We start from the raw sequence: 24,740 nt of genomic DNA on the forward strand, positions 1-24,740 counted from the left end.
TAGTGCCTGACCCGATAAGTGCGGCCGCAGCGTCGCGCACTTGTAAGAAGTTGGCGCGCTGGGCACTCTGGAAGCAGGATCAGCGGAGGCAACACTCATGGCAGAAATCGACGCGCGTCTGCGCGAGGACGTCCACCAGCTCGGCGAACTATTGGGTAACACCATCAGCGTGCAGCATGGCGCTGCCTTTCTCGATAAGATTGAGCGCATTCGCAAGGGCGCTAAGGCCTCGCGCCGTGGTTCGCTGGAGGGTGCAGAGCAACTCAGTGCAACCCTCAATCAACTGGATGATGACGAGCTGCTGCCGGTGGCGCGGGCGTTCAACCAGTTTCTCAACCTGGCCAATATTGCCGAGCAGTACCACCGGGTACGCCGCCGCGCGCCGGGTGAGGCGCAGCCGTTTGAAGACAATATGCTTGCCGATCTGCTGCAGCGGTTGTCCAGCAACGGCCACAAAGGCGAGGCGCTGGCCCGTCAGTTCGGCCGCCTGGATATCGAGCTGGTGCTGACCGCACACCCCACCGAAGTGGCGCGGCGCACCCTGATTCAGAAATACGATGCAATGGCCGAACAGTTGGCGGTCGGCGACCATAGTGACCTTTCGGCGGCCGAGCGTGAGCAGGTCAAACAGCGCCTGCAACGGCTGATTGCCGAAGCCTGGCACACCGAGGAAATCCGCCGCAGCCGGCCCAGCCCGGTGGATGAAGCCAAATGGGGCTTTGCGGTGATCGAGCATTCGCTCTGGCATGCCATTCCCAATGTGCTGCGCAAGGCCGATCAGGTGCTGCATAGCGCCACCGGGTTGCACCTGCCGCTTGACGCCGCACCGATTCGCTTCGCCTCGTGGATGGGCGGCGACCGTGACGGCAACCCGAATGTCACCGCAAGCATTACCCGCGAAGTGCTGCTGCTGGCGCGCTGGATGGCGGCGGATCTGTACTTGCGCGATGTCGATAACCTGGCTGCCGATCTGTCCATGCAGCAGGCAAGCCCGGCGCTGCTGGCGCGGGTAGGCGAGAGCGCCGAGCCCTATCGCAGCCTGCTCAAGCAGCTGCGTGAGCGTCTGCGCACCACCCGCAGCTGGGCCCAGGCGGCGCTGCATGAGCTCGTGCCGGCGTCTGCAGCCGTGCTGCAGGACAATCGCGAGCTGCTGGAGCCGCTGACCCTGTGCTACCAGTCGCTGCATGAATGCGGCATGGGCGTGATCGCCGATGGTCCGTTGCTCGATTGCCTGCGCCGTGCGGCGACCTTCGGGCTGTTTCTGGTGCGTCTGGATGTGCGTCAGGACTCCAGCCGCCACGCCGCCGCCATGAGCGAAATCACCGATTACCTGGGCCTGGGCCGTTACGCCGAGTGGGATGAAGAGGCGCGCCTGGCGTTTCTACTGAAAGAGCTGGAAAACCGCCGGCCGCTGCTGCCGGGGCATTTCAAACCTAGCGGCGAAACCGCGGAGGTGCTGGCCACCTGCCGTGAAGTGGCCAATGCGCCTGCCGCATCCCTGGGTTCCTACGTGATCTCCATGGCCGGTGCGGCTTCCGATGTGCTGGCAGTGCAACTGCTACTCAAGGAAGCCGGGTTACAACGGCCGATGCGCGTGGTGCCGCTGTTTGAAACCCTGGCCGATCTGGACAACGCCGGTCCGGTGATCAGCCGGCTGCTGGCGCTGCATGGCTACCGCGCGCGCTTGCACGGGCCGCAGGAAGTAATGATCGGTTACTCCGACTCCGCCAAGGACGCTGGCACCACCGCGGCGGCCTGGGCGCAGTACCGTGCCCAGGAAACTTTGGTGCAGGTGTGCCGTGAACAGGATGTCGAGCTGCTGCTGTTCCACGGTCGCGGCGGCACGGTGGGGCGTGGCGGTGGCCCGGCACATGCGGCGATTCTGTCGCAGCCGCCCGGTTCGGTGACGGGGCGTTTCCGCACCACCGAGCAGGGTGAAATGATTCGTTTCAAATTCGGCCTGCCAGATATCGCCGAACAGAACCTCAATCTCTACCTGGCAGCAGTGCTGGAAGCCACCTTGTTGCCGCCGCCTAGCCCGGAACCGGCCTGGCGCGAGCTGATGGACAAACTGGCCAGCGATGGCGTCAGCGCCTACCGCGCGGTGGTGCGTGAACACCCGCAATTCGTCGACTATTTCCGCCAGGCTACACCGGAGCAGGAGTTGGGCCGTTTGCCTTTGGGCAGTCGCCCAGCCAAGCGCCGCGAGGGTGGCGTCGAGAGCCTGCGCGCGATTCCGTGGATTTTCGCCTGGACCCAGACACGCCTGATGCTGCCGGCTTGGCTGGGCTGGGAAGCCGCGCTGGACAATGCTTTGCAGCGCGGCGAAGGCGAGCTGCTCGGGCAGATGCGCGAGCACTGGCCGTTCTTTCGCACCCGTATCGACATGCTGGAGATGGTGCTGGCCAAGGCTGACGAGTCCATCGCCCAGTTGTATGACGAGCGTTTGGTCGAGCCAGCCCTGCGTCCGCTGGGTGAGCATCTACGCGGCCTATTGTCGCAGGCGGTGGTCGCAGTGCTGGGTTTGACCGGGCAGTCGCAGCTCTTGGCGCACAGCCCGGAAACCCTGGAGTCGATCAGTGTGCGCAACACCTACCTGGACCCGCTACACCTGCTCCAGGCCGAGCTACTAGCACGCTCCCGACTGCGCGACAATCAGGCCGACAGCCCTCTGGAACAGGCCTTGCTGGTCAGTGTGGCGGGAATTGCGGCGGGGTTACGTAACACCGGCTAGGCGTATTGCATAGGGAGGAGGGGGCTTTCGCTGGTGCATATGTAGTGCGCTGGCGAAAGCACTACCTTTCAGAGGTGGTCGCAGGTGTATCCGACTTTCGGTGGCTTGTGCGCTATGGGTGCGCTGTGTATCTTGAGCGGCCTTTCGGCACTCTGGCCCAGTTTGGCAGCGCTGCTTGAACAATTCTGAGATTGGCCCCACGAGGCGAGTCCGACGATTTTTACTTAAATCTTGAGGAGCACATCGATGCGCGTGATTTTGCTGGGGGCGCCCGGTGCCGGTAAAGGTACCCAAGCTGGTTTCATCACCAAGAAGTTTGGTATTCCGCAAATCTCCACCGGTGACATGCTGCGTGCTGCGGTCAAGGCTGGCACTGAATTGGGCCTGGTTGCCAAAAGCGTGATGGACAGCGGTGGTCTGGTCTCCGATGACCTGATCATCAATTTGGTCAAAGAGCGCATCGCCCAAGCCGATTGCGCCAATGGTTTCCTCTTTGATGGCTTCCCGCGCACCATTCCTCAGGCTGAAGCCCTGAAGGAAGCCGGCGTGGTCATCGACAACGTGGTCGAAATTGCCGTTGATGACGAAGAAATCGTCGGCCGTATCGCGGGTCGTCGCGTGCACCCTGCATCGGGCCGCGTCTACCACACCGAGCACAATCCACCGAAAGTCGCCGGTATTGACGATGAAACCGGTGAAGCGCTGATTCAGCGTGACGACGATAAAGAAGAAACCGTGCGTCATCGCCTGTCGGTCTACCACTCGCAGACCAAGCCGCTGGTGGACTTCTATCAGAAGCTCGCTGCCGCCGACGGCACGCCGAAGTACAGCGCCATCGCCGGTGTTGGCTCGGTCGACGAGATCACTGCCAAGGTGCTTGCTGCTCTCAGCTAAGCCTTGCTGCATTCAGCCAACGGCCCGCTTTTGCGGGCCGTTGGCGTTTTTGCGGTTGGCGCGCTGGACTCGCTGAGCGTCGTTCATGGAACAGTAACCTTGCTCGCCTAAGTTAGCATCGGTTTGGTCTATACCAGGGTGGCTGGTAGTAGGCATTAAGCCTTTACTTATACCAAGGAAGAGAGCGCATTCAATGACCGAGAAAACAGCAAAGAGTGCCATCTGGTTGGGCCTTGCGTTAGCGCTGGTGGTGAGTCCTATGACCTTCGCCGAGACTCCGGCGAAGCCCAAGACCGACTGCAGCGTTGCCGAGTTCACCATGGGGCTGCGCTTCCAGCAGCAATCGGCGGAAGTGCAGGCCCTGCAGCTGCAGGCGTACAACATCGCGACGCTGAAGCTGGATGCGGCAGTGGCCGCAGCGAAAGATCCGTCCAAGCTGGCCATCGTTACCGACCTGGATGAAACCGTTATTGATAACAGCGCCCTGCTTGCGCGTGATCTGGCCAACTGTCACACCTATGACGCCTGGGACACCTGGCTGCCTTGGGAGCGTGACGGTACCCCTGCGCTGATTCCAGGTGCGAAGCAATTTCTTGAGCACGCCGACAAGCTCGGGGTGACCATTCGCTACATCTCCGATCGCGCCGATGAGCAGAAGAAGTACACCCTGGCCACGCTGAGCAAGCTCGGGCTGCCGCAAATCTCTGAAGAAAGCGTGCTGTTGCTGGGGCCGCCTAAAGTGGAACGTCGCGCCATCGTCAGTGCAGATCATCAGATCGTGTTGCTGCTGGGTGACACCCTGCATGACTTCGATGCGCGCTTTCGCAAGACGCCGCTAGCCGATCAACGCGCCACCGTGGCCGCCGAAGCAGGCAAATGGGGCACCGAATGGATCGTCTTCCCCAACGCGAGTTACGGCACCTGGTCCAAAGCGCCGTTGCAAGGTTGGGATGCCAAGACCGTTATTCAGCCTTGGTAAGCACGCTTTAGTCAGGCAGCAGCGGGCCTGTTCTGGCTCGCTGCAGGCGTGTGGTGCTGTGAGTTCGCTCGCGTGACAGGCGCGGGCGACAGTGATTGCGCTGGAAAAAAAAGCCTCAAGCCGGTCTAATGCCCGTCCATTTCGTCACCTGTCCGACTGCAATGACCACTCTCCTGGCCCTGGATACTGCCACCGAAGCCTGCTCCGTTGCCCTGCTGCATAACGGTCAGGTGCTCAGCCACTACGAAGTGATTCCGCGCCTGCACGCCCAGCGTCTGCTGCCCATGATCAAGCAGCTGCTAGCCGATGCCGAGGTGCCGTTGTCGGCGCTCGACGCAATTGCCTTTGGCCGCGGTCCTGGTGCTTTTACCGGTGTGCGGATTGCCATCGGTGTGGTGCAGGGCCTGGCATTTGCCCTGGAGCGTCCGGTGCTGCCTGTTTCCAATCTGGCCGTGCTGGCGCAGCGCAGCTTGCGTGAGCATGGCGCGCAGCAGGTGGCTGCAGCCATTGATGCACGTATGGATGAAGTCTATTGGGGCTGCTACCGCGCTGAGCAGGGCGAAATGCGCCTGGCCGGCGTCGAGGCTGTATTGCCTCCGGAGCGTGCCTGTCTGCCGGGTGATGCCAGCGGCGACTGGTTTGCTGCCGGTACTGGTTGGGGCACCTTTGCAGCGCGTATTCCAGTCGCCGTCAGCGGGCAGGATGCCGCCATGCTGCCGCATGCCGAAGACCTGCTCAGCCTGGCGCGCTTTGCCTGGGCGCGTGGTGAGGCGCTGGACGCTGACCTGGCGCAGCCGGTTTACCTGCGGGATCAGGTCGCCACGCCCAAAGCCTCGGTTTAAGCCGCTGGGTGTCGGCGCACCTTCTGTCGCGCGTTTTGCCGCGTTGTACCGCGCTTGATTGCCAAGCCGGTCTACGGGGGCTAAATTGCCAGCACTTGTGTCCATCGTTGGCTAAGCAAGCCGAGCAGTAACTGATGCGTATCGACGGTTTTACTTCCTCTTATTCGCCAGAACGCAGTGCCCGCTCGGGTTCTGCGGTTACGCCATTTCGCGAATCGCAGCGCGAGATTGAGGAACGTCGCGAGCAGCCTGCATCACCCGCCAGTACCCAGGGCTTTGAGCCAGTAGCCCAAACGCGCAAGGTCGAAGCCAGTAATGCCAGCAGCGACAGCCTGCCTTCGCGCCTGCAAGACCAGCTGTATCAGCCGCCACTGAACAACCGCGCCGCCCAGGCGTTGGCCAGCTACAGCTCAACCGCCAGTTTCGCCAGCGAGGCGGATGCCCAGCAGGTTATGGGCCTCGACCTCTACGCCTAGAAGCCCCCTGCGAAAATACTGCGCTCGGCCATGCCGCGTTGATATCAGCCTCGTCGTACTCATATACAACTCGTACACTGCTTCCCTCAGCTGATTTCGTCTTTGCTCGCTACCTTTCTCAACGGTCTTCGAATTGATCTTGCCTTACTACCTCGGTTGCCCGTCATGGAGCGAGCCCGCCTGGCGCGGTTCTTTGTATCCAGAAGGCAGTCGCAGCGCCGACTTTCTGCCGTTGTATGCCCAGGTGTTCAATGCCGTTGAGGGCAATACCACCTTCTACGCAAAGCCTTCCGTCGATACCGTGGCCCGTTGGGCCGAGCGCATGCCGGCGCATCTGCGCTTTTGCGCCAAGCTACCGCGTGAGATCAGTCATAACGGCGACCTGCGTGACCAGCTGAGCGCCAGCGACGATTTTCGCCGCCTATTGGCGCCGTTGGGTAAGCGGGTCGCGCCGTTCTGGCTGCAACTGCCAGCAAGCTTCGGGCCGCAGCGCCTGGCGGAGCTGAGCGCTTTTATCGAGCCTTGGCAGGCCGAGGCGCTGGCCGTCGAGGTGCGTCATCCGGCGTTCTTTGCTAAGGGCGAGGAAGAACGCAGCCTTAATCGTCTACTGCATGGTCGCGGTATCGAGCGTATCTGCCTGGATTCACGGGCGCTGTTCAGCTGTGTATCCAGCGCGCCAGCCGTATTGCATGCGCAGGCCAAGAAACCGCGTCTGCCGCTGCGGCCCACGGCCTTTAGTCAGGCCCCGCAGCTACGCTTTATCGGTCATCCCGAGTTGCTGGCCAATGATCCCTTTATGGCGCCTTGGCTGGACAAGGTGGCGGGCTGGATCGAAGAAGGGCGCACGCCCTACGTCTTCCTACATACCTCGGATAATCGCCTGGCTCCGCAGCTAGCACAGCGTTTCCACCAGCAATTGATGCAGCGTTTGCCAGGGTTGCCAGCCTTACCTCAGGTGCAGGTCGAGGACGAGGTCGAGCAGTTGGGCCTGCTCTGATAGGCTGCGCTCCATGACTTTATTCCGTGCTTTTCTGCTTCTCTGTGTAGTGCTCGCCGGCCTGTTGCTGGCGATTTGGCGTGGCTGGCTGGATGTGCCGCCGCGCTGGAATCCCTGGGCGGTGCTGGATATTCGCGAAACGCCGAACCTGGTGACCAGCTTCAAGCTCTGGCGGTTGCAGGATGATCCCGCGCTGTGCCAGCAGGCATTGAACACCTCATCACTGCGCTTTACCCCGCAAGCCGACAGCAGCCCAGAAGTAGCCTGCCCGCTGAACAATACCCTGCGCGTACACAGCTCCGGCGTTGCTTTCAGCAGCAGCTTTATCGCCAGCTGCCCATTGGCGGCGGCCTTTGCTCTGTTTGAGCAGCATGATCTGCAGCCAACTGCCCAGGCAGTGTTTGGTCAGCGGGTGGCGCGGGTCGAGCATGTGGGTAGTTTCGCCTGCCGCACTATTGCCGGCAGTCAGCGGCGTAGCCAACATGCCTCGGCCAATGCGCTGGATATCGTCGGGTTTCGCCTGGCTGATGGGCGGCGCATCAGCGTGCTGCAGGATTGGCCCAAAGAGGGCAAGAACGCCGAGTTTCTACGCCAGGTGCAGCAGGGGGCTTGTCGGCGCTTTAACACCACGCTGGGGCCGGAATACAACGCGGCCCATCGTGACCACTTTCATGTGGATATGGGGTTGTGGCGGATGTGCCGTTAAGTAGCGGCTTAACGCTGCGCCAACAATAGGTCGGCAGCCTGGCCGCTGCGGCCGTCGGCGAATTCGAAGCGGCCGAGTTGGGCGATTTCGTCGTAGGCGCCCAGGGCAATCTTCACGTCACGCGCTTGCAGGTCGATGGCGCTGACGCCAGCCTGGCTTAGCGACTGGCTCGACTGCCGTCCTTGGGCATCGAAGCGCAGCAGGCTCAGGCGTTCGAAGATCGCATCCTGGCTGTCGATACGGCCATCGCCGTTGTCATCGTATTTGCGCAGTTCGGCAAAGCCGTTGGCTGCGCCATTCTGGTCGCCAAACAGCTCGCGACCATCATCAATGCGGCCGTTAGCGTTGCGGTCATAAGCGAGCAGGGCATCGTCGCCGGTGGGCACGCTGATCTGGTCGAGCTTGCCGTCGGCATCCAGATCGAAGCGTACCGAGCGGGCCAGGCCGCTGGTGCTGAAGCCGTTACCGGCCAGATCGAGCACCAGTGGATCGGTTTTCTTCGGTTCGGCGTTGATGTTGACGTTCAGCTCCAGCTCGCGCTGGGCTGCCATTTCCTGAAAATCACTGGCCTGGGCGGTGACGGCGGGTGGCTCGCTGGGCGTTTCCGGCGGGCTGGCAGGTGTTTCGGTCTCCACCTTATCGGGCATCAGGGTGCGGCGCAGAATTTGGTAATCCAGCGACGCGCGCTTGCCTTCATCCAGCGTTTCGCTGATCGAACTGGTGTTGGCAGCCGTTGGCGCGGCGCCGCGTGGGGCGGAAATCACATCAAACATGGCGAACTCGGTGCGGCTGGAAGCTGCCGGGTCTGGCAAAATGCCGCTCAGGCAGGTTATCGGCCGCTGCGACGGTCAATTGAGTGATTTTTGAGCACATTTTCTGATGAGTGATGAGCGGCTAATAGCCAGAATTCGTATGCAAGCCCTGGCTCCCCATCTGCAGGCGTCAGCTGAAATATGGGCCGCGCGCCTGGGTTTACCGCTCGACGGCGACAGCGAGTTCGCCTTGCAGCTGGGCGAGGGCGGTTTGCAGCTGGTTGAGCTGGGCCCGCAGGCTCCGGGGCCGGTGAGAGTGGATTTTGTCGAAGGCGCTGTGGCGCATCGGCGGCTGTTCGGTGGAGGCAGCGGGCAGATGATCGCCAAGGCGGTGGGCGTGCAGGCAGGGGTGCGTCCGACTGTGTTGGATGCCACCGCTGGCCTGGGGCGAGATGCCTTTGTGCTGGCCAGTCTGGGTTGCCGCATGACCTTGATCGAGCGTCAGCCGCTGATTGCCGCGTTGCTGGAAGATGGCTTGGCCCGTGCTGCGCTGGACCGCGATGTGGCGCCGATTGCTGCGCAGATGCGGCTGCTCAACGGTAATGCCATCGAGCTGATGCGCGCCTGGCAGGGCGAGCCGCCACAGGTTATCTACCTCGACCCGATGTTCCCGCACCGCGACAAGAGCGCACTGGTGAAGAAAGAGATGCGCCTGTTCCGTCCCTTTGTTGGCGATGACCTGGATGCACCCGCATTGCTTGAAGCGGCGCTGAACCTGGCCAGCCATCGGGTGGTGGTAAAGCGCCCACGCAAGGCCCCGCTGATTGAAGGCGCCAAGCCGGGTTATGCCCTGGAAGGCAAATCCAGTCGCTACGACATCTACCCGAAGAAGAAGCTGCAGCCAGCCAGCGAGTAACGCTGGCGACACCTTGCGCTAGCAGGCCGTTGAAAAACTACCTACGTTGCCAACGCGGCGTTAAAAACAGGCTCAAAATGCTCATTTACAACTTGTAAACTCCGTTTTTTCGCCTGTTTTTGCCTTGCGCTGGCTGCCTCGCCTACGTTTTTCAACGGACTGCTACTCGGCGCGGAAAGCACGCAGAAAGACGTCTACCGCGTCGCGCACATGGGCTTCGGCCTCGCTGCCTTGCAAGGCCTCGCCACAGCCGATCAGCAGACGGAAGTTGGCGCCGCCCTTGATCAGGCAGAAAAACTGGTCGGCGGCGCTCAGCGGGTCGGGTACGCGCAGCTTGCCGCTCTGGTCGGCGCTGCGTAGCAGCTCTTCCATGCCGTGCAGCACACGCTGTGGGCCGGCTTCATAGAACATCCGCGACAGCGTCGAGTCCTGCGCCGCCAGGCTCACCATCACCCTGTGCAGCTCCACGGACTCACGGCTGTTGATCAGCAGGTTAAAGCCGCGACCGATGTTCAGCAGCGTCTGCGCAATAGGTACCTGATCGTCCAGTTCGAAGAGCAGCTCGGGTAGTTGCTCTTCGCATTTGGACTTCACGGCTTCAGCGAACAGCTTCTCCTTGTCAGTGAAGTGGCTGTACACCGTGAGCTTGGAAACCCCGGCTTCCGCGGCAATTGCGTCCATGCTGCTACCGTCATAACCATTGCTAAGAAACAGGGTCTTCGCCGCTTCCAGAATGGCTTTGCGTTTGGCCAGATCTTTGGGTCGGCCGGGGCCGCTGGGTGGCAACACTTTGTTTGGCATTGGTCGTTTTTAATACTGGACTAGTGAGTTTGCTATTTTTACTATACCCGCCAGTATAAATATTCAAAAGCCTCCACAAAGGTTAGTCATCATGTTTCGTCATGCACTGTCTGTTGCGTTGCCTGTCAGTCTTATTCTGTTGCTCGGCGCTTGCGGTAATGGCGAGCCCGCCAAGGTTGCCGTGCGCCCGGCCATGGTGGTGCAGCCGCAACTGGCTGGCGACCTGATGGATGCCTACCCCGGTGAGGTGCGTGCGCGCCTGGAGCCGGAGCTGGCGTTCCGTATCGGTGGCAAGGTGGCCAAGCGCCTGGTTGATGTGGGCGCGCGTGTGAAGAAGGACCAGCCGCTGGCCGAACTGGACCCGCAGGACGTGCGTCTGCAGCTGGAGGCTATCCGCGCCCAAGTGGCGGCGGCCGAGGCCAACTTGCAGCTGGTACGTGCCGAGCGTGACCGCTACAAAACCCTGCTGGCGCGCAACCTGGTCAGCCGCTCGCAGTATGACAATGCCGAAAACACCTACCGCTCCGGTGAGGCGCGCCTGAAACAAGTGCGTGCTGAATTCAACGTGGCTAACAACCAGGCTGGTTACGCGGTACTGCGCGCGTCCCAGGACGGTGTGGTGGCGCGGCGAATGGTTGAAGTCGGCCAGGTGGTGGCCGCTGGGCAAACCGTGTTCACCCTGGCCGCGGATGGCGAGCGGGAAGTGTTGATCAACCTTCCGGAGCAAGCCTTCGAGCGCTTTAAGGTCGGTCAGGATGTGGCGGTTGAACTGTGGTCGCAGCCGGATCAGCGCTTCCCGGGGCGCATCCGTGAGATGTCGCCATCGGCCGATCCGCAATCGCGCACCTTCGCTGCCCGCGTGGCCTTCGTGGAAGGCAAGGTGCCGGCCGAACTGGGCCAGAGCGCCCGCGTCTTCATCGCCCACAACGGCGACGTGCCGCTGGCCGTGCCGCTGTCGGCCGTGACTGCCGAGAAGGGCCAGCCCTATGTCTGGGTGGTCGACCCCAAGGATTCCACCCTCAAACGCACCGACGTGCGCATTGGTGCCTACGGTGAGAAAACCGTGCCGATACTCGAAGGCCTGCAAGCCACTGATTGGGTGGTAGCGGCCGGTGGTCAGGTATTGCGTGAAGGCCAGCAGGTGCGTCCGGTGGACCGCGACAACCGTGCGGTGCAGTTGACGGCCAAGGCCGACCTGACGGTTGAGGAGTAAGCCCGATGGATTTCAACCTCTCCGCCTGGGCGCTGCGTAACCGCCAGATTGTCCTGTACCTCATGCTGCTGCTGGCTGTAGTCGGCGCTATTTCCTACACCAAGCTAGGCCAGAGCGAAGACCCGCCCTTTACCTTCAAGGCCATGGTGGTGCGCACCAACTGGCCAGGCGCGAGCGCCGAAGAAGTGGCCCGGCAGGTCACTGAGCGCATCGAAAAGAAGCTGATGGAGACCGGCGACTACGACAAGATCGTCTCGTTCTCGCGTCCGGGTGAATCCCAGGTGACCTTTATCGCCCGCGATTCGATGCATTCCGCCGACATTCCTGACCTGTTCTATCAGGTGCGTAAAAAGGTCAGCGATATTCGCCACACATTGCCCCAGGGTATTCAGGGGCCCTTCTATAACGATGAATTCGGCACCACCTTCGGCAATATCTACGCACTGACCGGTGAAGGCTTCGACTACGCCGTGCTCAAGGATTACGCCGATCGCGTCCAGCTGCAGCTGCAGAGGGTCAAGGACGTCGGCAAGGTCGATCTGCTTGGTTTGCAGGACGAGAAGGTGTGGATCGAACTGTCCAACACCAAGTTGGCGACCCTTGGCCTGCCACTGGCGGCCGTGCAGCAGGCGTTGGAAGAGCAGAACGCGGTGGCTGCCGCCGGCTTCTTCGAAACCGCCTCGGATCGCGTGCAACTGCGCGTCACCGGGCGTTTTGAAACGGTTGATGAAATCCGTAACTTCCCGATTCGTGTGGCCGATCGTACGTTCCGTATCTCTGATGTAGCCGAGGTTAAGCGCGGCTTCAATGATCCACCCGCGCCGCGCATGCGCTACATGGGTGAAGACGCCATCGGCCTGGCCGTGTCCATGAAGGCCGGCGGCGATATTCTGGTGCTGGGCGAGGCCTTGGAAGGTGAGTTCGCTCGCCTGCAGGAAACCCTGCCGGCCGGCATGCAACTGAACAAAGTGTCGGATCAGCCAGCAGCGGTGAAGACGGGCGTCGGTGAGTTCGTTCGCGTGCTCACCGAAGCGGTGATCATCGTACTGCTGGTGAGTTTCTTCTCCCTCGGCCTACGCACGGGGCTGGTGGTGGCGCTGTCGATTCCGCTGGTGTTGGCGATGACCTTCGCCGCCATGTACTACCTGGGCATTGGCCTGCACAAGATTTCCCTCGGCGCGCTGGTGCTGGCGCTGGGCCTGATGGTGGATGACGCGATCATTGCCGTGGAGATGATGGCGATCAAGATGGAGCAGGGCTACGACCGCATCAAAGCGGCCAGTTATGCCTGGACCAGCACCGCCTTCCCGATGCTCACCGGCACCCTGATTACCGCCGCCGGCTTCCTGCCGATTGCCACGGCGCAATCGGGCACCGGCGAATACACCCGCTCGATCTTCCAGGTGGTGGCGATTGCCCTGCTGGTGTCGTGGATCGCCGCCGTGGTGTTTGTGCCGTACCTCGGCGCCAAGCTGCTGCCTGATCTGGCCAAGCTGCACGCGGCCAAACATGGCGGCAGTGCCGACGGCCACGACCCCTATGGCACGCCGTTCTACCGGCGCGTGCGCACGGCGGTGGAATGGTGCGTACGTCGGCGTAAAACCGTGATCGTGCTGACTATCGCGCTGTTTGTCGGCTCCATCCTGCTGTTCCGCTTTGTCCCTCAGCAGTTCTTCCCGGCCTCCGGCCGTCTGGAACTGATGGTCGACCTCAAACTCAGTGAAGGCGCGTCCCTGGCCGCCACCGAGGAGCAGGCCAAGCGTCTGGAGAAATTGCTCAGTGGCCACGAAGGCATCGACAACTTTGTCGCCTACGTCGGTACCGGTTCGCCGCGCTTCTACCTGCCGTTGGACCAGCAACTGCCGGCTGCCAGCTTTGCCCAGTTTGTGGTGCTGGCGAAAAGCATCGAAGACCGCGAGAAGATCCGCACCTGGCTGATTGAGGTGCTCAACGACGAGTTCCCGACCCTGCGCACGCGTATCTCGCGTCTGGAGAACGGCCCGCCTGTGGGTTACCCGGTGCAGTTCCGCGTCTCTGGTGAGCATATCGACGAGGTGCGTCAGTTGGCCCGTCAGGTGGCCGATAAGGTGCGCGAGAACAGCCATGTGAGCAACGTGCACCTGGACTGGGAAGAGCCGAGCAAGGTGGTGCGCCTGAATATCGATCAGGAGCGTGCCCGCGCCTTGGGTGTGAGCACCGCCGATCTGTCGCGCTTCCTGCAAAGTTCGTTGACCGGCTCGCCTGTTAGCCAGTACCGCGAAGGTAACGAGCTGATCGAAATCCTCCTGCGCGGCACGGTGAGTGAGCGTCAGGAACTCGGCCTGCTGCCAAGCCTGGCGGTGCCCACCGATAATGGTCGCAGCGTGCCGCTTTCGCAGATCGCCACCCTGGAGTACGGCTTCGAGGAAGGCATCATCTGGCACCGCAACCGCCTGCCGACCGTCACCGTGCGTGCCGATGTGTACGGCAAGGAGCAGCCGGCCAGCCTGATCAAGCAGATCCTGCCAACCCTTGAGCCGGTGCGTGCACAGCTGCCGGACGGCTACCAGCTGGACGTCGGCGGCACCGTTGAGGACTCCAGCCGTGGGCAGAAGTCGGTCAACGCGGGTATTCCACTGTTTATCGTGGTGGTACTGACCTTGTTGATGCTGCAGCTGAAGAGCTTCTCGCGCTCGGCCATGGTGTTCCTCACGGCGCCGCTGGGGCTGATCGGCGTGACGCTGTTCCTGCTGATCTTCCGACAGCCGTTCGGCTTCGTTGCCATGCTTGGCACCATCGCCTTGTCGGGGATGATCATGCGTAACTCGGTGATTTTGGTCGACCAGATCGAGCAGGATATCGAAGCCGGTATGGACCGCTGGCACGCGATCATCGAAGCTACCGTGCGGCGTTTCCGGCCTATCGTGCTGACCGCTCTGGCGGCGGTACTGGCGATGATCCCGCTGTCGCGCAGCGTGTTCTTCGGGCCGATGGCAGTGGCCATCATGGGCGGCCTGATCGTCGCCACCGCGTTGACTCTGCTGTTCCTGCCGGCGCTGTATGCGGCATGGTTCCGGGTCAAGGAAGTGGAAGCGAAACCAGCCTGATTCGGCGGCAGACGATGTGAAAAGCCAGGCCCAGTGCCTGGCTTTTTTATGCCGGTCAGAAAAGTCGTCTGTCGGTCTACTGTCAAAAATATGCAACTGTCAGTGGTGCGCCCCGGCTGACTTTTACTGCGATTACAGTCTGTTACAGAGGTGTTTAGAGCGTTTCTTCGAATTATCTGCTTACGTTTCGTCGTTTTTGTTTGACATATTTTACGTATTTGCCAGACTGCGCGACCTTGAACGGGCGCGTGCAGCAACCCGTCGAGAATGGTCATAACAAAAACCTGTAGCCCATCGATCCGTCCTGCGCAGCCTGCGCGGGCCATGCATGCGGTGGGCTGACGTCTGTGGAACGGGAAAGCATGCTGATCTGGTTCGTTGCGCTCTATTTGCTGGTGACTGTCGCCATCGGTTTCTACGCCTCCACCCGGGTGCACAACACCCGCGATTTCGCCTCCGGTGGTCGCAGCATGGGCTTCCCCATCGTCGCCGCCATGGTGTTCGCCACCTGGTTTGGCTCCGAGGCCGTGCTGGGTATCCCCGCCACCTTCCTCGAAGAAGGCTTTGCCGGCATCGTCGAAGACCCATTTGGCTCATTTGGTTGCCTGTTCCTGGTCGGCCTGATCATCGCCCGGCCGCTGTACCGGATGAACCTGCTGACCATCGGCGACTACTTCAAGAAACGCTTCGGCCCGCAGGTCGAGCTGATCATCAGCCTGGTCATCGTCATGTCCTACCTGGGCTGGATCGCCGCGCAGCTGATTGCGCTGGGTCTGGTGTTCAACGTCATCTCCGACGGCAGCATCAGCACCACCCAGGGCATGTTCCTCGGCACCTTTATCGTGCTGCTGTACACCCTGTTCGGCGGCATGTGGTCGATTGCCCTGACTGACTTCTTCCAGATGATCATCATCGTCGTCGGCCTGATCTACCTGGTCTGGCTGTTCAGCGACATGGCCGGCGGCGCCGACCTGGTGATCAGCAAGGCGGCCAGCGATGGCAAATTCACCTTTATGCACGCCTTCGAGCCCAAGGACATCGTCGCCTTTATCGGCGCCGCGGTGACCATGATGCTCGGTTCCATCCCGCAGCAGGACGTCTACCAGCGCGTGATGTCGGCCAAGAGCGAGAATATCGCTGCGCGTGCCTCGATGGCCGGCGCGGTTTTCTATCTGGGCTTCTGCATGCTGCCGATTTTCTTGGTGTACGCCGCCTCGATGATCGACCCGGCGCTGGTCGAGAAGTGGCTGACCGAAGACTCGCAGATGATTCTGCCGTTGCTGATCCTCGATAAGACGCCACTGTTCGCCCAGATCATGTTCTTTGGCGCGCTGCTCTCGGCCATCATGTCCACTGCCTCCGGCACCTTGCTGGCGCCGTCGGTAACCCTGACCGAGAACGTGCTCAAGCGCTTCCTGCCGGTGCTTAACGACAAGCAGTTCCTGCTGCTGATGCGCGTGACCATCGTGGTCTGCGCGGCGGCGACCCTGAGCTTTGCCCTGTATTCCGATGCGAGCATCTACGAGATGGTCGGCAACGCCTACAAGGTGACCCTGGTGGCGGCCGTTGTGCCGTTGTTTGCCGGGTTGTTCTGGAAGCGTGCGACCACCCAGGGCGCGCTGGTGGCCATCGCCTTTGGTCTGGTGTCGTGGATCTACCTGGAATACACCTGGACCGAAGCCGCCTTCTGGCCGCCACAGCTGGCGGGCCTGCTGTTCAGCATGGCCGGGATGTTGATTGGTACGCTGCTGCCGCAGTGGAGCCGTAATCACAACGGCACGCTGGTGGCGCAGGCGGAATAAGCCTGGCGTTTGCCTGACAGAACCCCGCTGATTGGCGGGGTTTTGTTTTTCGGCTCCCTGACGGGGCGTTTCTCGTCGTTTGTGAAATTGAGGACTGAAAAGCAGAGTTCGCGACGATGATGGTTGGTAGCGGAGGCAGGTGAACGTGCCGCGGAAAAACCTCGCGTTGTCCCACGCGACCTTACATCGGTGATCCCGGAGTACGGTGGATGACGCTTTTTTCATCCGCCGTTGCGGCTTTTAAATGGCTACTCGCTCCTGCGTGTTTCCGCAGTGCTAAAAAAGCCAGACCTCATGGTCTGGCTTTTCATATCCATCCAGCTCTCTTACAACGCCCCAAACACCTTCTTCGCCAAACTAGTCGCCGCTCCAGCCGGGTTCTCACGGATGCTGGCTTCCTGCTCGGCGATCATCGCGAATAGACCGTCCAGTGCCTGCTCGGTTACATAGTTCTCAATATTCGCGCTTTTCGCGTCGATCACGCCGAAGCTCGCGGCTTGGCCGGCGAAGCTGTTGTATTGCTTGGCCAGGCCGACCTGGTCGGTGGCTTGTTTGACGATGGGCAGGAATTTGGCGCGGATCTGCTCGCGGCTGGTTTTGTTCAGGTATTGGGTGGCGGAGTCCTGCGGGCCGCTGAGGATGCTTTTGGCGTCCTGCACGGTCATTTTCTTCACGGAGTCGAGCAGCAGGGCTTGTGCCTGCGGCACGGCGGCTTCGGCGGCTTTGTTCATGCTCGCTTCGAGCTGATCAACCTGCGCGCCCATACCCATCATCTTCATGGTTTTCGCGGCTTTGCCGAGGTTGCCCGGCAGTTCGATGCGTACGTCCGGGTTGTTGCTGAAACCGCCGGGTTTGCCCAGCTGCTGCACGGCTACTTTGGCGCCTTGGGTGAGGGCATCCTTGAGGCCGCCGCTGGCGTCGCTTTGCGAAAGATCGGCCAGCGACAGGGCGAAGGCGCTGCTGGAGAGGGCGAGGCCGGCGGCCAGGGAGATAAGACGAAGCATGATGGGCATCCTTGTGCGGTTGGTAAGGTAGTGACTGGAGCTTAACGGAGTGGCGCGCGCAGGCAAATCTGCAGTTGCGTCGCCGCTCTGGCAGGGCGTCGCGCCAGAAGTTCGCTGGAGAGGGAGAAGGGGCGAAGCTAGTTGGTTAAGCGCTGCAGCTCGCGACGCACCATTTGTGAGTAGGCGGCGGGCTTAAGGGCATACAGCTCGGCCGCGACCCAGCTGAGCCAACGGCCACCCAACTCGGCCTTGGCGGCCAGCAGGCGCTGGGCTTCGGCTTCGGCGCGAGCCTGGTTGGCTTGGTGAAACTCCGCACGGGAGGGCCGTGCGGGTTGGTCGTTGGTTTCGCTCATAACGCTGCGGCCAGGCCGGTTTACACCGGCTCGGCGACATCCTCGTTGCGATCCATGGTCACCTGGCGAATCGACAGGCGCAGCTCTGCCGGCAGCACGCGCTTGGCGGCGCCTTCGGCCAGTTCGCTGAGCAACGGGTGGTGGCTGAGCTTGCCGGCTTCATCCTGACGCAGCACGCCCTGGTCGAGCAGGCTCTGGATAAAGTGACGGAACAGGCTCTTGTCGAAGAACTCCGGGGCGTTGAGGCCATGCAGGATCGACAGGCGCTGGGCCATCACGGTGCAGAGGTCTTCCAGCTCTTCGGCGCTGATGGCGTTCTGGCCGGCATTCAGCAGCAGGGCGGTGGCCATATAGAAGCGCTGCAGGGTCTGCACGATGGCGCGGGCCAGCAGGGTGAGCAGGACGAACTCGCGCGAGCTGGGCGCCGGGCGTACATACATATCGCCGTCGAGCTTGAGCAGGCCCTGTTCAACGAAGGCGGTCAGCCATTGATCGACCACACCGTCCAGCTCATCCAGGTTCCAGCGGATAAACAGTTCGGCTTGCAGGTAGGGGTAGAGCGCGCGGGTGTAGCGCAGGATTTGCTCGCGGCTCATCCGTGAACTGCTCTGGAAGAAGCTCGCCAGCAGCGCTGGCAGGGCGAAGATGTGCAGCACGTTGTTGCGGTAGTAGGTCATCAGAACGGCGTTTTGCTCGTCCAGATAGAGAATCTTGCCGAGGGCATCCTTCTGTTCGGCGAGCAGGTCCATCTTCTGTACGTATTCGATCAGCGCCTGGCCGTTGCCGTCCGGCAGCGTGGTGTGCGGCGAGTAGGGCACGCTGCGCAGCAGGGCTAGATAGAGGTCGAGCACCCGCGACAGGGCGCGTTCGTCCAGGGCCAGTTTGCTGGTGGAAAGTAGCGCCAGAGCCACCAGGTTGACCGGGTTGATCGCCGCCGCCTCGTTAAGGTGCTGGGCCACGCGCTCGCCGAGGTTGTTGGTGGCTTCATTGAGCCAGGCCGGGCGGTACTGCGTGCCGTAATCCTGCTCGCGCCAGTCCGGTTGCTCGCTGTCGAGGAATTCCGCCAGTTTGATTGGCTCGCCGAAATTGACCCAGACATGGCCGAAACGCTGCTTGAGCGCGCCGATGACCTTGAAGATGTCGAAGATCGACTCTTTCTTCTTGCTCGCGCCGCGCAGCTCACCCAGGTAGGTGCGGCCTTCCAGCACGCGTTCGTAGCCGATATACACCGGCACGAACACCACTGGCAGGCGGTTGCTGCGCAGGAAGCTGCGCATGGTGATGGCCAGCATGCCGGTTTTCGGTTGCAGCATGCGCCCGGTGCGCGAACGGCCGCCTTCGACGAAGTACTCGACCGGGAAGCCTTTGCTGAACAGGGTGTGCAGGTATTCGTTGAACACCGCGGTATAGAGCGGGTTGCCCTTGAAGGTGCGGCGCATAAAGAATGCCCCGCCACGCCGCAGCAGCCCGCCGATCACCGGCATATTCAGGTTGATGCCGGCAGCGATATGCGGCGGCGTCAGGCCGTTGCGGAACAGCAGGTAGGACAGCAGCAGGTAGTCGATATGGCTGCGGTGGCAGGGCACATAGATCACCTCGTGGCCCTGGGCGACTTCCTGCACGCCCTCGATATGGTTGACCTTGATGCCGTCGTAGATCTTGTTCCAGAACCAGCTCAGCACCAGTTCGAGGAAGCGAATGGCGGTGTAGGTGTAGTCCGAGGCGATTTCGTTGCCATAGCGCAGGGCCTGGCTTTCGGCCTTCTCCAGGCTGATGTTCTCGCGTTCGGCTTCTTCGATGATCGCCTGGCGCACCTGCGGGCCATGCACCAGGCCTTTGACCAGGTTGCGTCGGTGCGACACGTCCGGGCCGATCACGGCGGCTTTCTGGTTGCGGAAGTGCACACGCAGGATGCGCTGGACCATGCGCAGGGTGCGCTCGTGGCCTTTGTCTTGCTCGACCAGCTCGCGCAGATGAATCGGTGTGGAGAACTGCACGCGGGTTTTACGGCCGAGAATCAGGATGCTCACCAGCCGGCGCAGACGCCCGGTGACCGCCCAGCTGTCGGCGAACAGCAGCTTCCACGGGCTGGTTTCGCGGTCTGGCGATTGGCCCCAGAACACGCTGACCGGAATGATCTGCGCATCGTCCACCGCATGCTGGCTGAGTGCGCTGACCAGGCGTTGCAGGGTGGGCGAGATGCCGCGTTTGTCCTGCCGGCCGAGCCAGTCGGGCTCTGGGGTCAGGTAGAAGAAGGCGGCAGGCTCCAGCAATTCACCCACGGCCACCGGCAGCACCGGGCGCGGCAGGCCGGCCTTGCGGCATTCCGTATCGACCACCGCCAGGTCACTCAGCGACGGCTGTTGCAGCACGTAGAACACCGGCTTGCTGCGGTCGAGCTTGAGGGTGAAGGCGGACTGGTTGATGGTTTCCGAGCGCACCCAGAGGTACAGCACGCGGCGCAAGGTGCCAAAAACGAGACGGCGGAGCGGAGATCGGGTCATACGGAGTCTGCAGGCTTGAAAACGAGCATTTGCTCGGGGGGCGTAGTGTGCCGGATCGCTTGGCTGGCGGCAAAAATCTTCTAGGGTTTAGCAGTCGTCAGCTGGGTTGCGAAATTTTTTCAGCGCAGCTGTAACAGCCGCCGGTCGGCCTCGTCTATTGGGCCGAGGCAGCCAATCGGCCGCCACTGTAAACCACCATTGGAGCGTTGCCATGAACCATCTGAACACTGTTGTTGCATCCCTGGGCGCGGTACTGCTGAGCAGCGCTGCATTGAGCGTGCAGGCCGCGAGCAACCCGTTTGCCGCACAGGAACTGAGCAGCGGCTACAGCCTGGCTGCTGGCGAAAAATCCGCTGAAGGCAGCTGCGGCGAAGGCAAATGCGGCGGCGAAATGAAGAAAGCCGAAGGCGAAGGCAAGTGTGGCGAGGGTAAATGCGGTGGCGAAGCCAAGGCCGAAGGCGAAGGCAAGTGCGGTGAAGGCAAGTGCGGCGGCGAGCAGAAAACCGAGTAACGGACTGAGTGCAGGGGCAGAACATGCAGATGGATTTCGTTAACGGTGCCGGGCTGGGCCTGCGTCGCGGCCTGCTGGGCGCGCTGCAGGACTGCAGCACAGACGAGGTGGATTTCCTCGAACTGGCACCGGAGAACTGGATCGGTGTCGGTGGGCGCCTGGGCAAGCAGCTGCGTGCCCTGAGCGAGCGCCTGCCGCTGCTCTGCCATGGTCTGTCCCTTAACCTCGGTGGCTTTGCGCCGTTGGATATCGAGTTGCTCAACGCCATCAAGGGCTTTCTCGACCTGCATGGCGTGCGCGGTTACAGCGAGCACCTGTCGGCTTGCGCCGATCATGGCCAGCTGTATGACCTGATGCCGCTGCCGTTTTCCGAGGAGTCGGTGCTGCGTATCGCCGAGCGCGTGCGCATCGTGCAGGACGTGCTGGAGCGGCCGCTGATCATCGAGAACGTCTCGGCCTATGCGCAGTTGCCGGGCGAGCTGGATGAAGCGGCGTTTGTCAGCGCGGTGCTGGAGCAGGCCGACTGTCAGCTGTTGCTCGACGTGAATAACGTCTTCGTCAACAGCATCAATTTCAACTTTGATGCGTCGGGCTATATCGCCAGTCTGCCCAGTGCGCGCATCGCCTATCTGCATGTGGCCGGGCATTACGACCAGGCCAGTGATTTGAAGATCGACACCCACGGCGCGCCGGTGATCGACCCTGTGTGGGCGCTGCTTGAGCAGGCGTATGTCGCGCATGGTGTGCGCCCGACCTTGCTGGAGCGGGATTTCAACTTCCCACCGATTGGCGAGTTGTATGCCGAGGTGGCGCAGATTCGGCAGCTGCAAGCGGCTGCGACACCCATACGGAGTTACGGCACATGAGCAGCGTTGACGCACAACGCGCATTTGCCGCGCGGATTCGCCAACCGGCAGAGCAGCCGCTGCTTGAGGGTGTTACGGCTGAGCGGATGGCGGTGTATGAAGCGTTGTTCTTCAACAATATCGAAGGCTTTATCAGCGGCGCCTTCCCGGTGCTGCACCGGTTGATCAAGGCTGATCGCTGGCAGCGCCTGGTACGCAGTTTTATTGCCGAGCATCAGGCGCGCACGCCTTTTTTCTTGCAGATCAGCCAGGAGTTTCTCGCCTGGTTGCAGCAGGGCTATGTCGCCGAGGTGGGCGATCCGCCATTTATCCTCGAATTGGCGCATTACGAGTGGGTCGAACTGGCGCTGGATGTCAGCGAGGCCGAGCTGCCTGCGCAGGGCTGGTCGCCACTGGCCTGGCCGCTGGCCTATCAGTGGCCGGTGCAGCGTATTGGTGGCGACTTCCAGCCGACAATGCCGCCGGACGAGCCGACCTGTCTGCTGGTCTGGCGCGATGGGCTGGACAAGGTGCGCTTTATGCAAATCAGCCCCTTTGCCTATCAGCTGGCGACACGCTTGCAGGCTGGTGAAGGCGCTGATGCCGCATTGCTGGCATTGGCCCAGCAGCATGGTCTGAGCGCCGACACGCAGTATTTCAGCAACGCTCACAACCTACTGGCGGAGTGGTGCCGCCAGGAAATCTGGTATTCCCCCGTTACCCAATAACTTGACCCCGGCACCCTCGGTGTCGACCTGCGGAGATGTCCCATGCTGAGCTTTTTCAATCGTCTCCAGGATGCCCTGGACGCTACCCGTCGTCTGGATTTTATCGGTCCGTTATTGCTGCGCCTGTACCTGGTGCCGGTGTTCTGGATGGCCGGCATGCACAAACTGGCGGACATCGACGCCACCGCCGCCTGGTTCGGCAATCCGGATTGGGGCCTGGGCCTGCCATTTCCCGAGCTGCTGGCCTGGGCAGCGGCGCTCACCGAGGCGGGCGGGGCGCTGCTTCTGTTGTTTGGCCTGGCGGTGCGCTGGGTGAGTATCCCGTTGATCGTCACCATGCTGGTGGCGATCTTTGCCGTGCACCTGCCCTTCGGTTGGCAGGCGATTGCCGATGCAAGCGCACCGTTCGCCAATGAGCGGGTCATGGACTCGGTGGGCAAGCTCGAACGTGCCCGCGAGCTGCTCAAAGAGCACGGCAATTACGACTGGCTGACCAGCAGCGGCAAGCTGGTGGTGCTGAACAACGGTATCGAGTTTGCCGCCACCTACCTGGTGATGCTGGTGGCGCTGTTTTTCAGTGGTGCCGGGCGTTGGTTGAGCCTCGACTATTGGTTGGCCAAGGCCCTGCGCAAGCAGCCTTGAGCCGAATACAGTGCGCCACTGCAAGGGTGGCGCGCTGTTGGCTAAGCGCTGGTCTAGAGCAGTTCTCAGCTGCTTATAGACGGAAGAAGTAAAAAGTTCCGCTGTAATCAAATATTTATATATCAGCAACCGAGCTGAAATATCCCGCCGCCAAGATTCCCTCCAGCACGAACGAGCCCAGACGCTCGGGTGTTTTCAACACTAAAGACCAATAGGGGAATCTTTGATGATCCGTAAGCACTTCGCCGGTTTCGCAGCCAGCGCCCTGGCTCTGGCCGTTTCCGCCCAGGCTTTCGCAGGTACCGTGACCACTGACGGCACCGACATCGTTATCAAGACCAAGGGCGGTCTGGAAGTCGCCACCACCGACAAGCAATACAGCTTCAAGCTGGGCGGTCGTATCCAGGCTGACTTCGACTCGTTCGACGGCTTCTACACCAGCAACAACGAACGAGCCAACGAAGCCTACTTCCGCCGCGCTCGGCTGGAGTTCGGTGGCAACTACAAAGACTGGCGTTACCAGATGAACGTCGAATTCGGCGACAACCGCAGCAACGAAAACAGGTTCTCCGAAGCCACTATCACTTACACCGGCTTCAGCCCGATCAACATCAAGGTGGGTCGTTTTGACCCCGACTACAGCCTGGAAAAAGCCACCAGCTCCAAGTGGGTAACCACCAAAGAGCGTTCGGCAATCCTCGACCTGGCGTCCTGGACCACCCTCCATGAAAACGGCATGGGTATCCAGGTCAACGGCACCACCGCCGGCATGTTCTACGGCTCCGCCAGCATCCAGCAGCAGGACTCCAGCGCCAGCCTGGAAGATGAAGACGGCAAGGACGTCAACAGCTACTTTATGCGTGGCGTGTTCGCCCCGATCGTCAGCGAAACCCAGGTTCTGCACTTCGGTCTGGACTACGCCACCCGTAGCTACGGCAACGAAACTGACGGCACCAAGTTCGGCGGCGCCATCACCTCCAACCTGGGCGTGCGCGGCATTAACGAGAACAACGGTCTCAACACAGCCGCCATGACCCTGGCGCCGAACGATGCCGGTGGCGCTGGTGGTTTCGATGACGACAGCGTTGTCGGCCTGGAATTCGCCTACATGCACGGTCCGTTCTCCGTGCAGAGCGAATACCTCAAGCGTGACCTGAGCGGCAGCGATGAAAACGGCGACCGTGAAGCCACTGGCTATAACGCGCTGTTGGCCTACACCCTCACCGGTGAGTCGCGCATCTACAAACTGGACGGTGCCAAGTTCGACGCCATCAAGCCGGCGAACAAGCAGTACGGCGCCTGGGAACTGTTCTACCGCTACGACAACCTGAGCGTGGAAGACGACGACACCATGCAAACCGTGGGTGGCCTGGCTATCGACGAAAGCGAAGCCCAAGTGCACACCCTGGGTGTGAACTGGTACGCCAACGAAGCCGTCAAGGTGTCGCTGAGCTACCTGATGAGCCAGACCGAAGACGACACTGTGCGCCTGCAGCCGGGTCGCTTCGCTGCCGGTAACGATGATGACGATGGCCAGGCCATCCTCATGCGTGCCCAGTACGTTTTCTAATAAGCTGTAGCTTTGCTTTAACTGCTCCCTTGATAGCCCCGCCTTGTGCGGGGCTTTTTTATGGCTCGGATTTAGCCGTGTGCACCGGACCATTGATCAGCTTGCGGAGGAGCCTGGGTGAGTTTGGCTGTAGGCGCGGATCTGGCTGGGAGGCCTGCATCGGTTGGGAGAAGGGTCGGCGTGACGCGTCCAGCGAGTCCTGTCATCGGTTGTTGGGCAATAGCTTGTTGCGATAGGTATCCGCGCTTGTAGGAGCGGGCTTGCCCGCGAATCGTGCCGAGCGCCCCAGAATCTTCGCGGCCAGGGCCGTTCCTACGGGGTGATGGGCTCAGATCCTGACATGCAGTGTTGCGCCGGGGTGGGCTGAATAAGGCAAGGCGTAAAT

General features: G+C 61.4%; 21 protein-coding genes. 16 read left to right on the forward strand and 5 right to left on the reverse strand.

What is annotated here, in order from left to right:
- The first annotated feature begins 97 nt into the window (after positions 1–97).
- From ppc to CUR33_RS07765, 7 genes are all read left to right on the forward strand, one after another.
- Positions 98–2,734, forward strand: a complete 2,637-nt coding sequence (ppc, locus tag CUR33_RS07735) for a phosphoenolpyruvate carboxylase (RefSeq protein ID WP_289239210.1) — start codon at positions 98–100, stop codon at positions 2,732–2,734.
- 246 nt (positions 2,735–2,980) lie between these two features.
- Positions 2,981–3,628, forward strand: a complete 648-nt coding sequence (gene adk / locus CUR33_RS07740) for an adenylate kinase (RefSeq protein ID WP_090248532.1) — start codon at positions 2,981–2,983, stop codon at positions 3,626–3,628.
- A gap of 259 nt (positions 3,629–3,887) precedes the next feature.
- Entirely contained in the window at positions 3,888–4,607 is a 720-nt protein-coding gene (locus tag CUR33_RS07745; protein ID WP_448703151.1) for a 5'-nucleotidase, lipoprotein e(P4) family, read from the forward strand.
- Positions 4,608–4,768: 161 nt separating this feature from the next.
- Positions 4,769–5,449 (forward strand): tRNA (adenosine(37)-N6)-threonylcarbamoyltransferase complex dimerization subunit type 1 TsaB, encoded by a 681-nt coding sequence (tsaB, locus tag CUR33_RS07750; RefSeq protein ID WP_160085212.1) that lies wholly within the window; start codon positions 4,769–4,771, stop codon positions 5,447–5,449.
- Between the two features lie 134 nt (positions 5,450–5,583).
- On the forward strand, positions 5,584–5,925 hold the full coding sequence (locus tag CUR33_RS07755; protein WP_289239212.1) for a hypothetical protein: 342 nt from the start codon (positions 5,584–5,586) through the stop codon (positions 5,923–5,925).
- A gap of 136 nt (positions 5,926–6,061) precedes the next feature.
- Positions 6,062–6,922: a DUF72 domain-containing protein gene (locus CUR33_RS07760; protein ID WP_289239520.1), complete on the forward strand. Its 861-nt coding sequence runs from the start codon at positions 6,062–6,064 to the stop codon at positions 6,920–6,922.
- A 13-nt stretch (positions 6,923–6,935) separates the two neighbouring features.
- On the forward strand, positions 6,936–7,628 hold the full coding sequence (locus CUR33_RS07765; RefSeq protein WP_170050558.1) for an extensin-like domain-containing protein: 693 nt from the start codon (positions 6,936–6,938) through the stop codon (positions 7,626–7,628).
- Between the two features lie 8 nt (positions 7,629–7,636).
- Here CUR33_RS07765 and CUR33_RS07770 read toward each other — a convergent pair whose 3' ends face one another.
- A complete protein-coding gene (locus tag CUR33_RS07770; RefSeq protein ID WP_289239213.1) occupies positions 7,637–8,401 on the reverse strand; it encodes a hypothetical protein in 765 nt (254 codons plus the stop codon).
- A gap of 106 nt (positions 8,402–8,507) precedes the next feature.
- On the opposite strand from CUR33_RS07770, the gene CUR33_RS07775 reads away from it, so the two are divergent.
- Positions 8,508–9,296, forward strand: a complete 789-nt coding sequence (locus CUR33_RS07775; protein WP_289239214.1) for a class I SAM-dependent methyltransferase — start codon at positions 8,508–8,510, stop codon at positions 9,294–9,296.
- A gap of 162 nt (positions 9,297–9,458) precedes the next feature.
- Here CUR33_RS07775 and CUR33_RS07780 read toward each other — a convergent pair whose 3' ends face one another.
- The gene (locus tag CUR33_RS07780; protein WP_289239215.1) at positions 9,459–10,097 is read right to left on the reverse strand and encodes a TetR/AcrR family transcriptional regulator; all 639 of its coding nucleotides are present in this window, start codon (positions 10,095–10,097) and stop codon (positions 9,459–9,461) included.
- 91 nt (positions 10,098–10,188) lie between these two features.
- Here CUR33_RS07780 and CUR33_RS07785 point away from each other — a divergent pair, with 91 nt between their 5' ends.
- The 3 genes from CUR33_RS07785 (at position 10,189) to CUR33_RS07795 (ending at position 16,198) form a co-directional block, all read left to right on the forward strand.
- The gene (locus tag CUR33_RS07785) at positions 10,189–11,310 is read left to right on the forward strand and encodes an efflux RND transporter periplasmic adaptor subunit (protein WP_090248524.1); all 1,122 of its coding nucleotides are present in this window, start codon (positions 10,189–10,191) and stop codon (positions 11,308–11,310) included.
- 5 nt (positions 11,311–11,315) lie between these two features.
- On the forward strand, positions 11,316–14,396 hold the full coding sequence (locus CUR33_RS07790; protein WP_090248522.1) for an efflux RND transporter permease subunit: 3,081 nt from the start codon (positions 11,316–11,318) through the stop codon (positions 14,394–14,396).
- A 362-nt stretch (positions 14,397–14,758) separates the two neighbouring features.
- Positions 14,759–16,198 (forward strand): sodium:solute symporter family protein, encoded by a 1,440-nt coding sequence (locus tag CUR33_RS07795; protein ID WP_289239216.1) that lies wholly within the window; start codon positions 14,759–14,761, stop codon positions 16,196–16,198.
- A gap of 326 nt (positions 16,199–16,524) precedes the next feature.
- On the opposite strand, the gene CUR33_RS07800 is transcribed toward CUR33_RS07795, so the two are convergent.
- From CUR33_RS07800 to plsB, 3 genes are all read right to left on the reverse strand, one after another.
- Positions 16,525–17,202 carry a DUF4197 domain-containing protein gene (locus tag CUR33_RS07800; protein ID WP_289239217.1) on the reverse strand — a complete coding sequence of 226 codons (678 nt, stop codon included), beginning with the start codon at positions 17,200–17,202 and terminating at the stop codon, positions 16,525–16,527.
- Positions 17,203–17,339: 137 nt separating this feature from the next.
- Entirely contained in the window at positions 17,340–17,555 is a 216-nt protein-coding gene (locus CUR33_RS07805) for a hypothetical protein (RefSeq protein WP_289239218.1), read from the reverse strand.
- Between the two features lie 20 nt (positions 17,556–17,575).
- Positions 17,576–20,059 (reverse strand): glycerol-3-phosphate 1-O-acyltransferase PlsB, encoded by a 2,484-nt coding sequence (plsB, locus tag CUR33_RS07810; protein WP_289239219.1) that lies wholly within the window; start codon positions 20,057–20,059, stop codon positions 17,576–17,578.
- A 211-nt stretch (positions 20,060–20,270) separates the two neighbouring features.
- Between plsB and CUR33_RS07815 the strand changes: the two genes are divergently transcribed.
- The 5 genes from CUR33_RS07815 to CUR33_RS07835 all read left to right on the forward strand — a co-directional run bounded on the left by CUR33_RS07815 (position 20,271) and on the right by CUR33_RS07835 (position 24,355).
- On the forward strand, positions 20,271–20,570 hold the full coding sequence (locus CUR33_RS07815) for an HvfA family oxazolone/thioamide-modified RiPP metallophore (RefSeq protein ID WP_108489482.1): 300 nt from the start codon (positions 20,271–20,273) through the stop codon (positions 20,568–20,570).
- Positions 20,571–20,593: 23 nt separating this feature from the next.
- Positions 20,594–21,436, forward strand: coding sequence for an HvfB family MNIO-type RiPP peptide maturase (locus CUR33_RS07820; RefSeq protein WP_289239220.1), 843 nt, complete (start codon positions 20,594–20,596; stop codon positions 21,434–21,436).
- Positions 21,433–22,143 carry an HvfC family RiPP maturation protein gene (locus CUR33_RS07825; RefSeq protein ID WP_289239221.1) on the forward strand — a complete coding sequence of 237 codons (711 nt, stop codon included), beginning with the start codon at positions 21,433–21,435 and terminating at the stop codon, positions 22,141–22,143. The genes CUR33_RS07820 and CUR33_RS07825 overlap by 4 nt, the downstream gene beginning before the upstream one ends.
- Before the next feature lie 42 nt (positions 22,144–22,185).
- On the forward strand, positions 22,186–22,785 hold the full coding sequence (locus tag CUR33_RS07830) for an HvfX family Cu-binding RiPP maturation protein (RefSeq protein ID WP_289239222.1): 600 nt from the start codon (positions 22,186–22,188) through the stop codon (positions 22,783–22,785).
- A gap of 226 nt (positions 22,786–23,011) precedes the next feature.
- Entirely contained in the window at positions 23,012–24,355 is a 1,344-nt protein-coding gene (locus CUR33_RS07835) for an OprO/OprP family phosphate-selective porin (RefSeq protein WP_289239223.1), read from the forward strand.
- Positions 24,356–24,740: the final 385 nt, after the last annotated feature.

Origin of the sequence: Pseudomonas sp. FEMGT703P (assembly GCF_002786345.1) — a bacterium.
GTDB classification, from domain to species: Bacteria; Pseudomonadota; Gammaproteobacteria; order Pseudomonadales; family Pseudomonadaceae; genus Aquipseudomonas; species Aquipseudomonas peli.

Excerpts from the sequence above, each read along its gene's own strand:
- CUR33_RS07830 (WP_289239222.1), top strand. The coding sequence starts at position 22,186 with ATGCTGAGCTTTTTCAATCGTCTCCAGGATGCCCTGGACGCTACCCGT.
- CUR33_RS07780 (WP_289239215.1), bottom strand. The coding sequence starts at position 10,097 with ATGCCAAACAAAGTGTTGCCACCCAGCGGCCCCGGCCGACCCAAAGAT.
- CUR33_RS07795 (WP_289239216.1), top strand. The coding sequence starts at position 14,759 with ATGCTGATCTGGTTCGTTGCGCTCTATTTGCTGGTGACTGTCGCCATC.
- CUR33_RS07800 (WP_289239217.1), bottom strand. The coding sequence starts at position 17,202 with ATGCTTCGTCTTATCTCCCTGGCCGCCGGCCTCGCCCTCTCCAGCAGC.
- adk (WP_090248532.1), top strand. The coding sequence starts at position 2,981 with ATGCGCGTGATTTTGCTGGGGGCGCCCGGTGCCGGTAAAGGTACCCAA.
- CUR33_RS07770 (WP_289239213.1), bottom strand. The coding sequence starts at position 8,401 with ATGTTTGATGTGATTTCCGCCCCACGCGGCGCCGCGCCAACGGCTGCC.
- tsaB (WP_160085212.1), top strand. The coding sequence starts at position 4,769 with ATGACCACTCTCCTGGCCCTGGATACTGCCACCGAAGCCTGCTCCGTT.
- CUR33_RS07835 (WP_289239223.1), top strand. The coding sequence starts at position 23,012 with ATGATCCGTAAGCACTTCGCCGGTTTCGCAGCCAGCGCCCTGGCTCTG.
- CUR33_RS07815 (WP_108489482.1), top strand. The coding sequence starts at position 20,271 with ATGAACCATCTGAACACTGTTGTTGCATCCCTGGGCGCGGTACTGCTG.
- CUR33_RS07825 (WP_289239221.1), top strand. The coding sequence starts at position 21,433 with ATGAGCAGCGTTGACGCACAACGCGCATTTGCCGCGCGGATTCGCCAA.
- CUR33_RS07790 (WP_090248522.1), top strand. The coding sequence starts at position 11,316 with ATGGATTTCAACCTCTCCGCCTGGGCGCTGCGTAACCGCCAGATTGTC.
- CUR33_RS07820 (WP_289239220.1), top strand. The coding sequence starts at position 20,594 with ATGCAGATGGATTTCGTTAACGGTGCCGGGCTGGGCCTGCGTCGCGGC.
- CUR33_RS07745 (WP_448703151.1), top strand. The coding sequence starts at position 3,888 with ATGACCTTCGCCGAGACTCCGGCGAAGCCCAAGACCGACTGCAGCGTT.
- ppc (WP_289239210.1), top strand. The coding sequence starts at position 98 with ATGGCAGAAATCGACGCGCGTCTGCGCGAGGACGTCCACCAGCTCGGC.
- plsB (WP_289239219.1), bottom strand. The coding sequence starts at position 20,059 with ATGACCCGATCTCCGCTCCGCCGTCTCGTTTTTGGCACCTTGCGCCGC.
- CUR33_RS07785 (WP_090248524.1), top strand. The coding sequence starts at position 10,189 with ATGTTTCGTCATGCACTGTCTGTTGCGTTGCCTGTCAGTCTTATTCTG.
- CUR33_RS07775 (WP_289239214.1), top strand. The coding sequence starts at position 8,508 with ATGAGTGATGAGCGGCTAATAGCCAGAATTCGTATGCAAGCCCTGGCT.
- CUR33_RS07765 (WP_170050558.1), top strand. The coding sequence starts at position 6,936 with ATGACTTTATTCCGTGCTTTTCTGCTTCTCTGTGTAGTGCTCGCCGGC.
- CUR33_RS07805 (WP_289239218.1), bottom strand. The coding sequence starts at position 17,555 with ATGAGCGAAACCAACGACCAACCCGCACGGCCCTCCCGTGCGGAGTTT.
- CUR33_RS07755 (WP_289239212.1), top strand. The coding sequence starts at position 5,584 with ATGCGTATCGACGGTTTTACTTCCTCTTATTCGCCAGAACGCAGTGCC.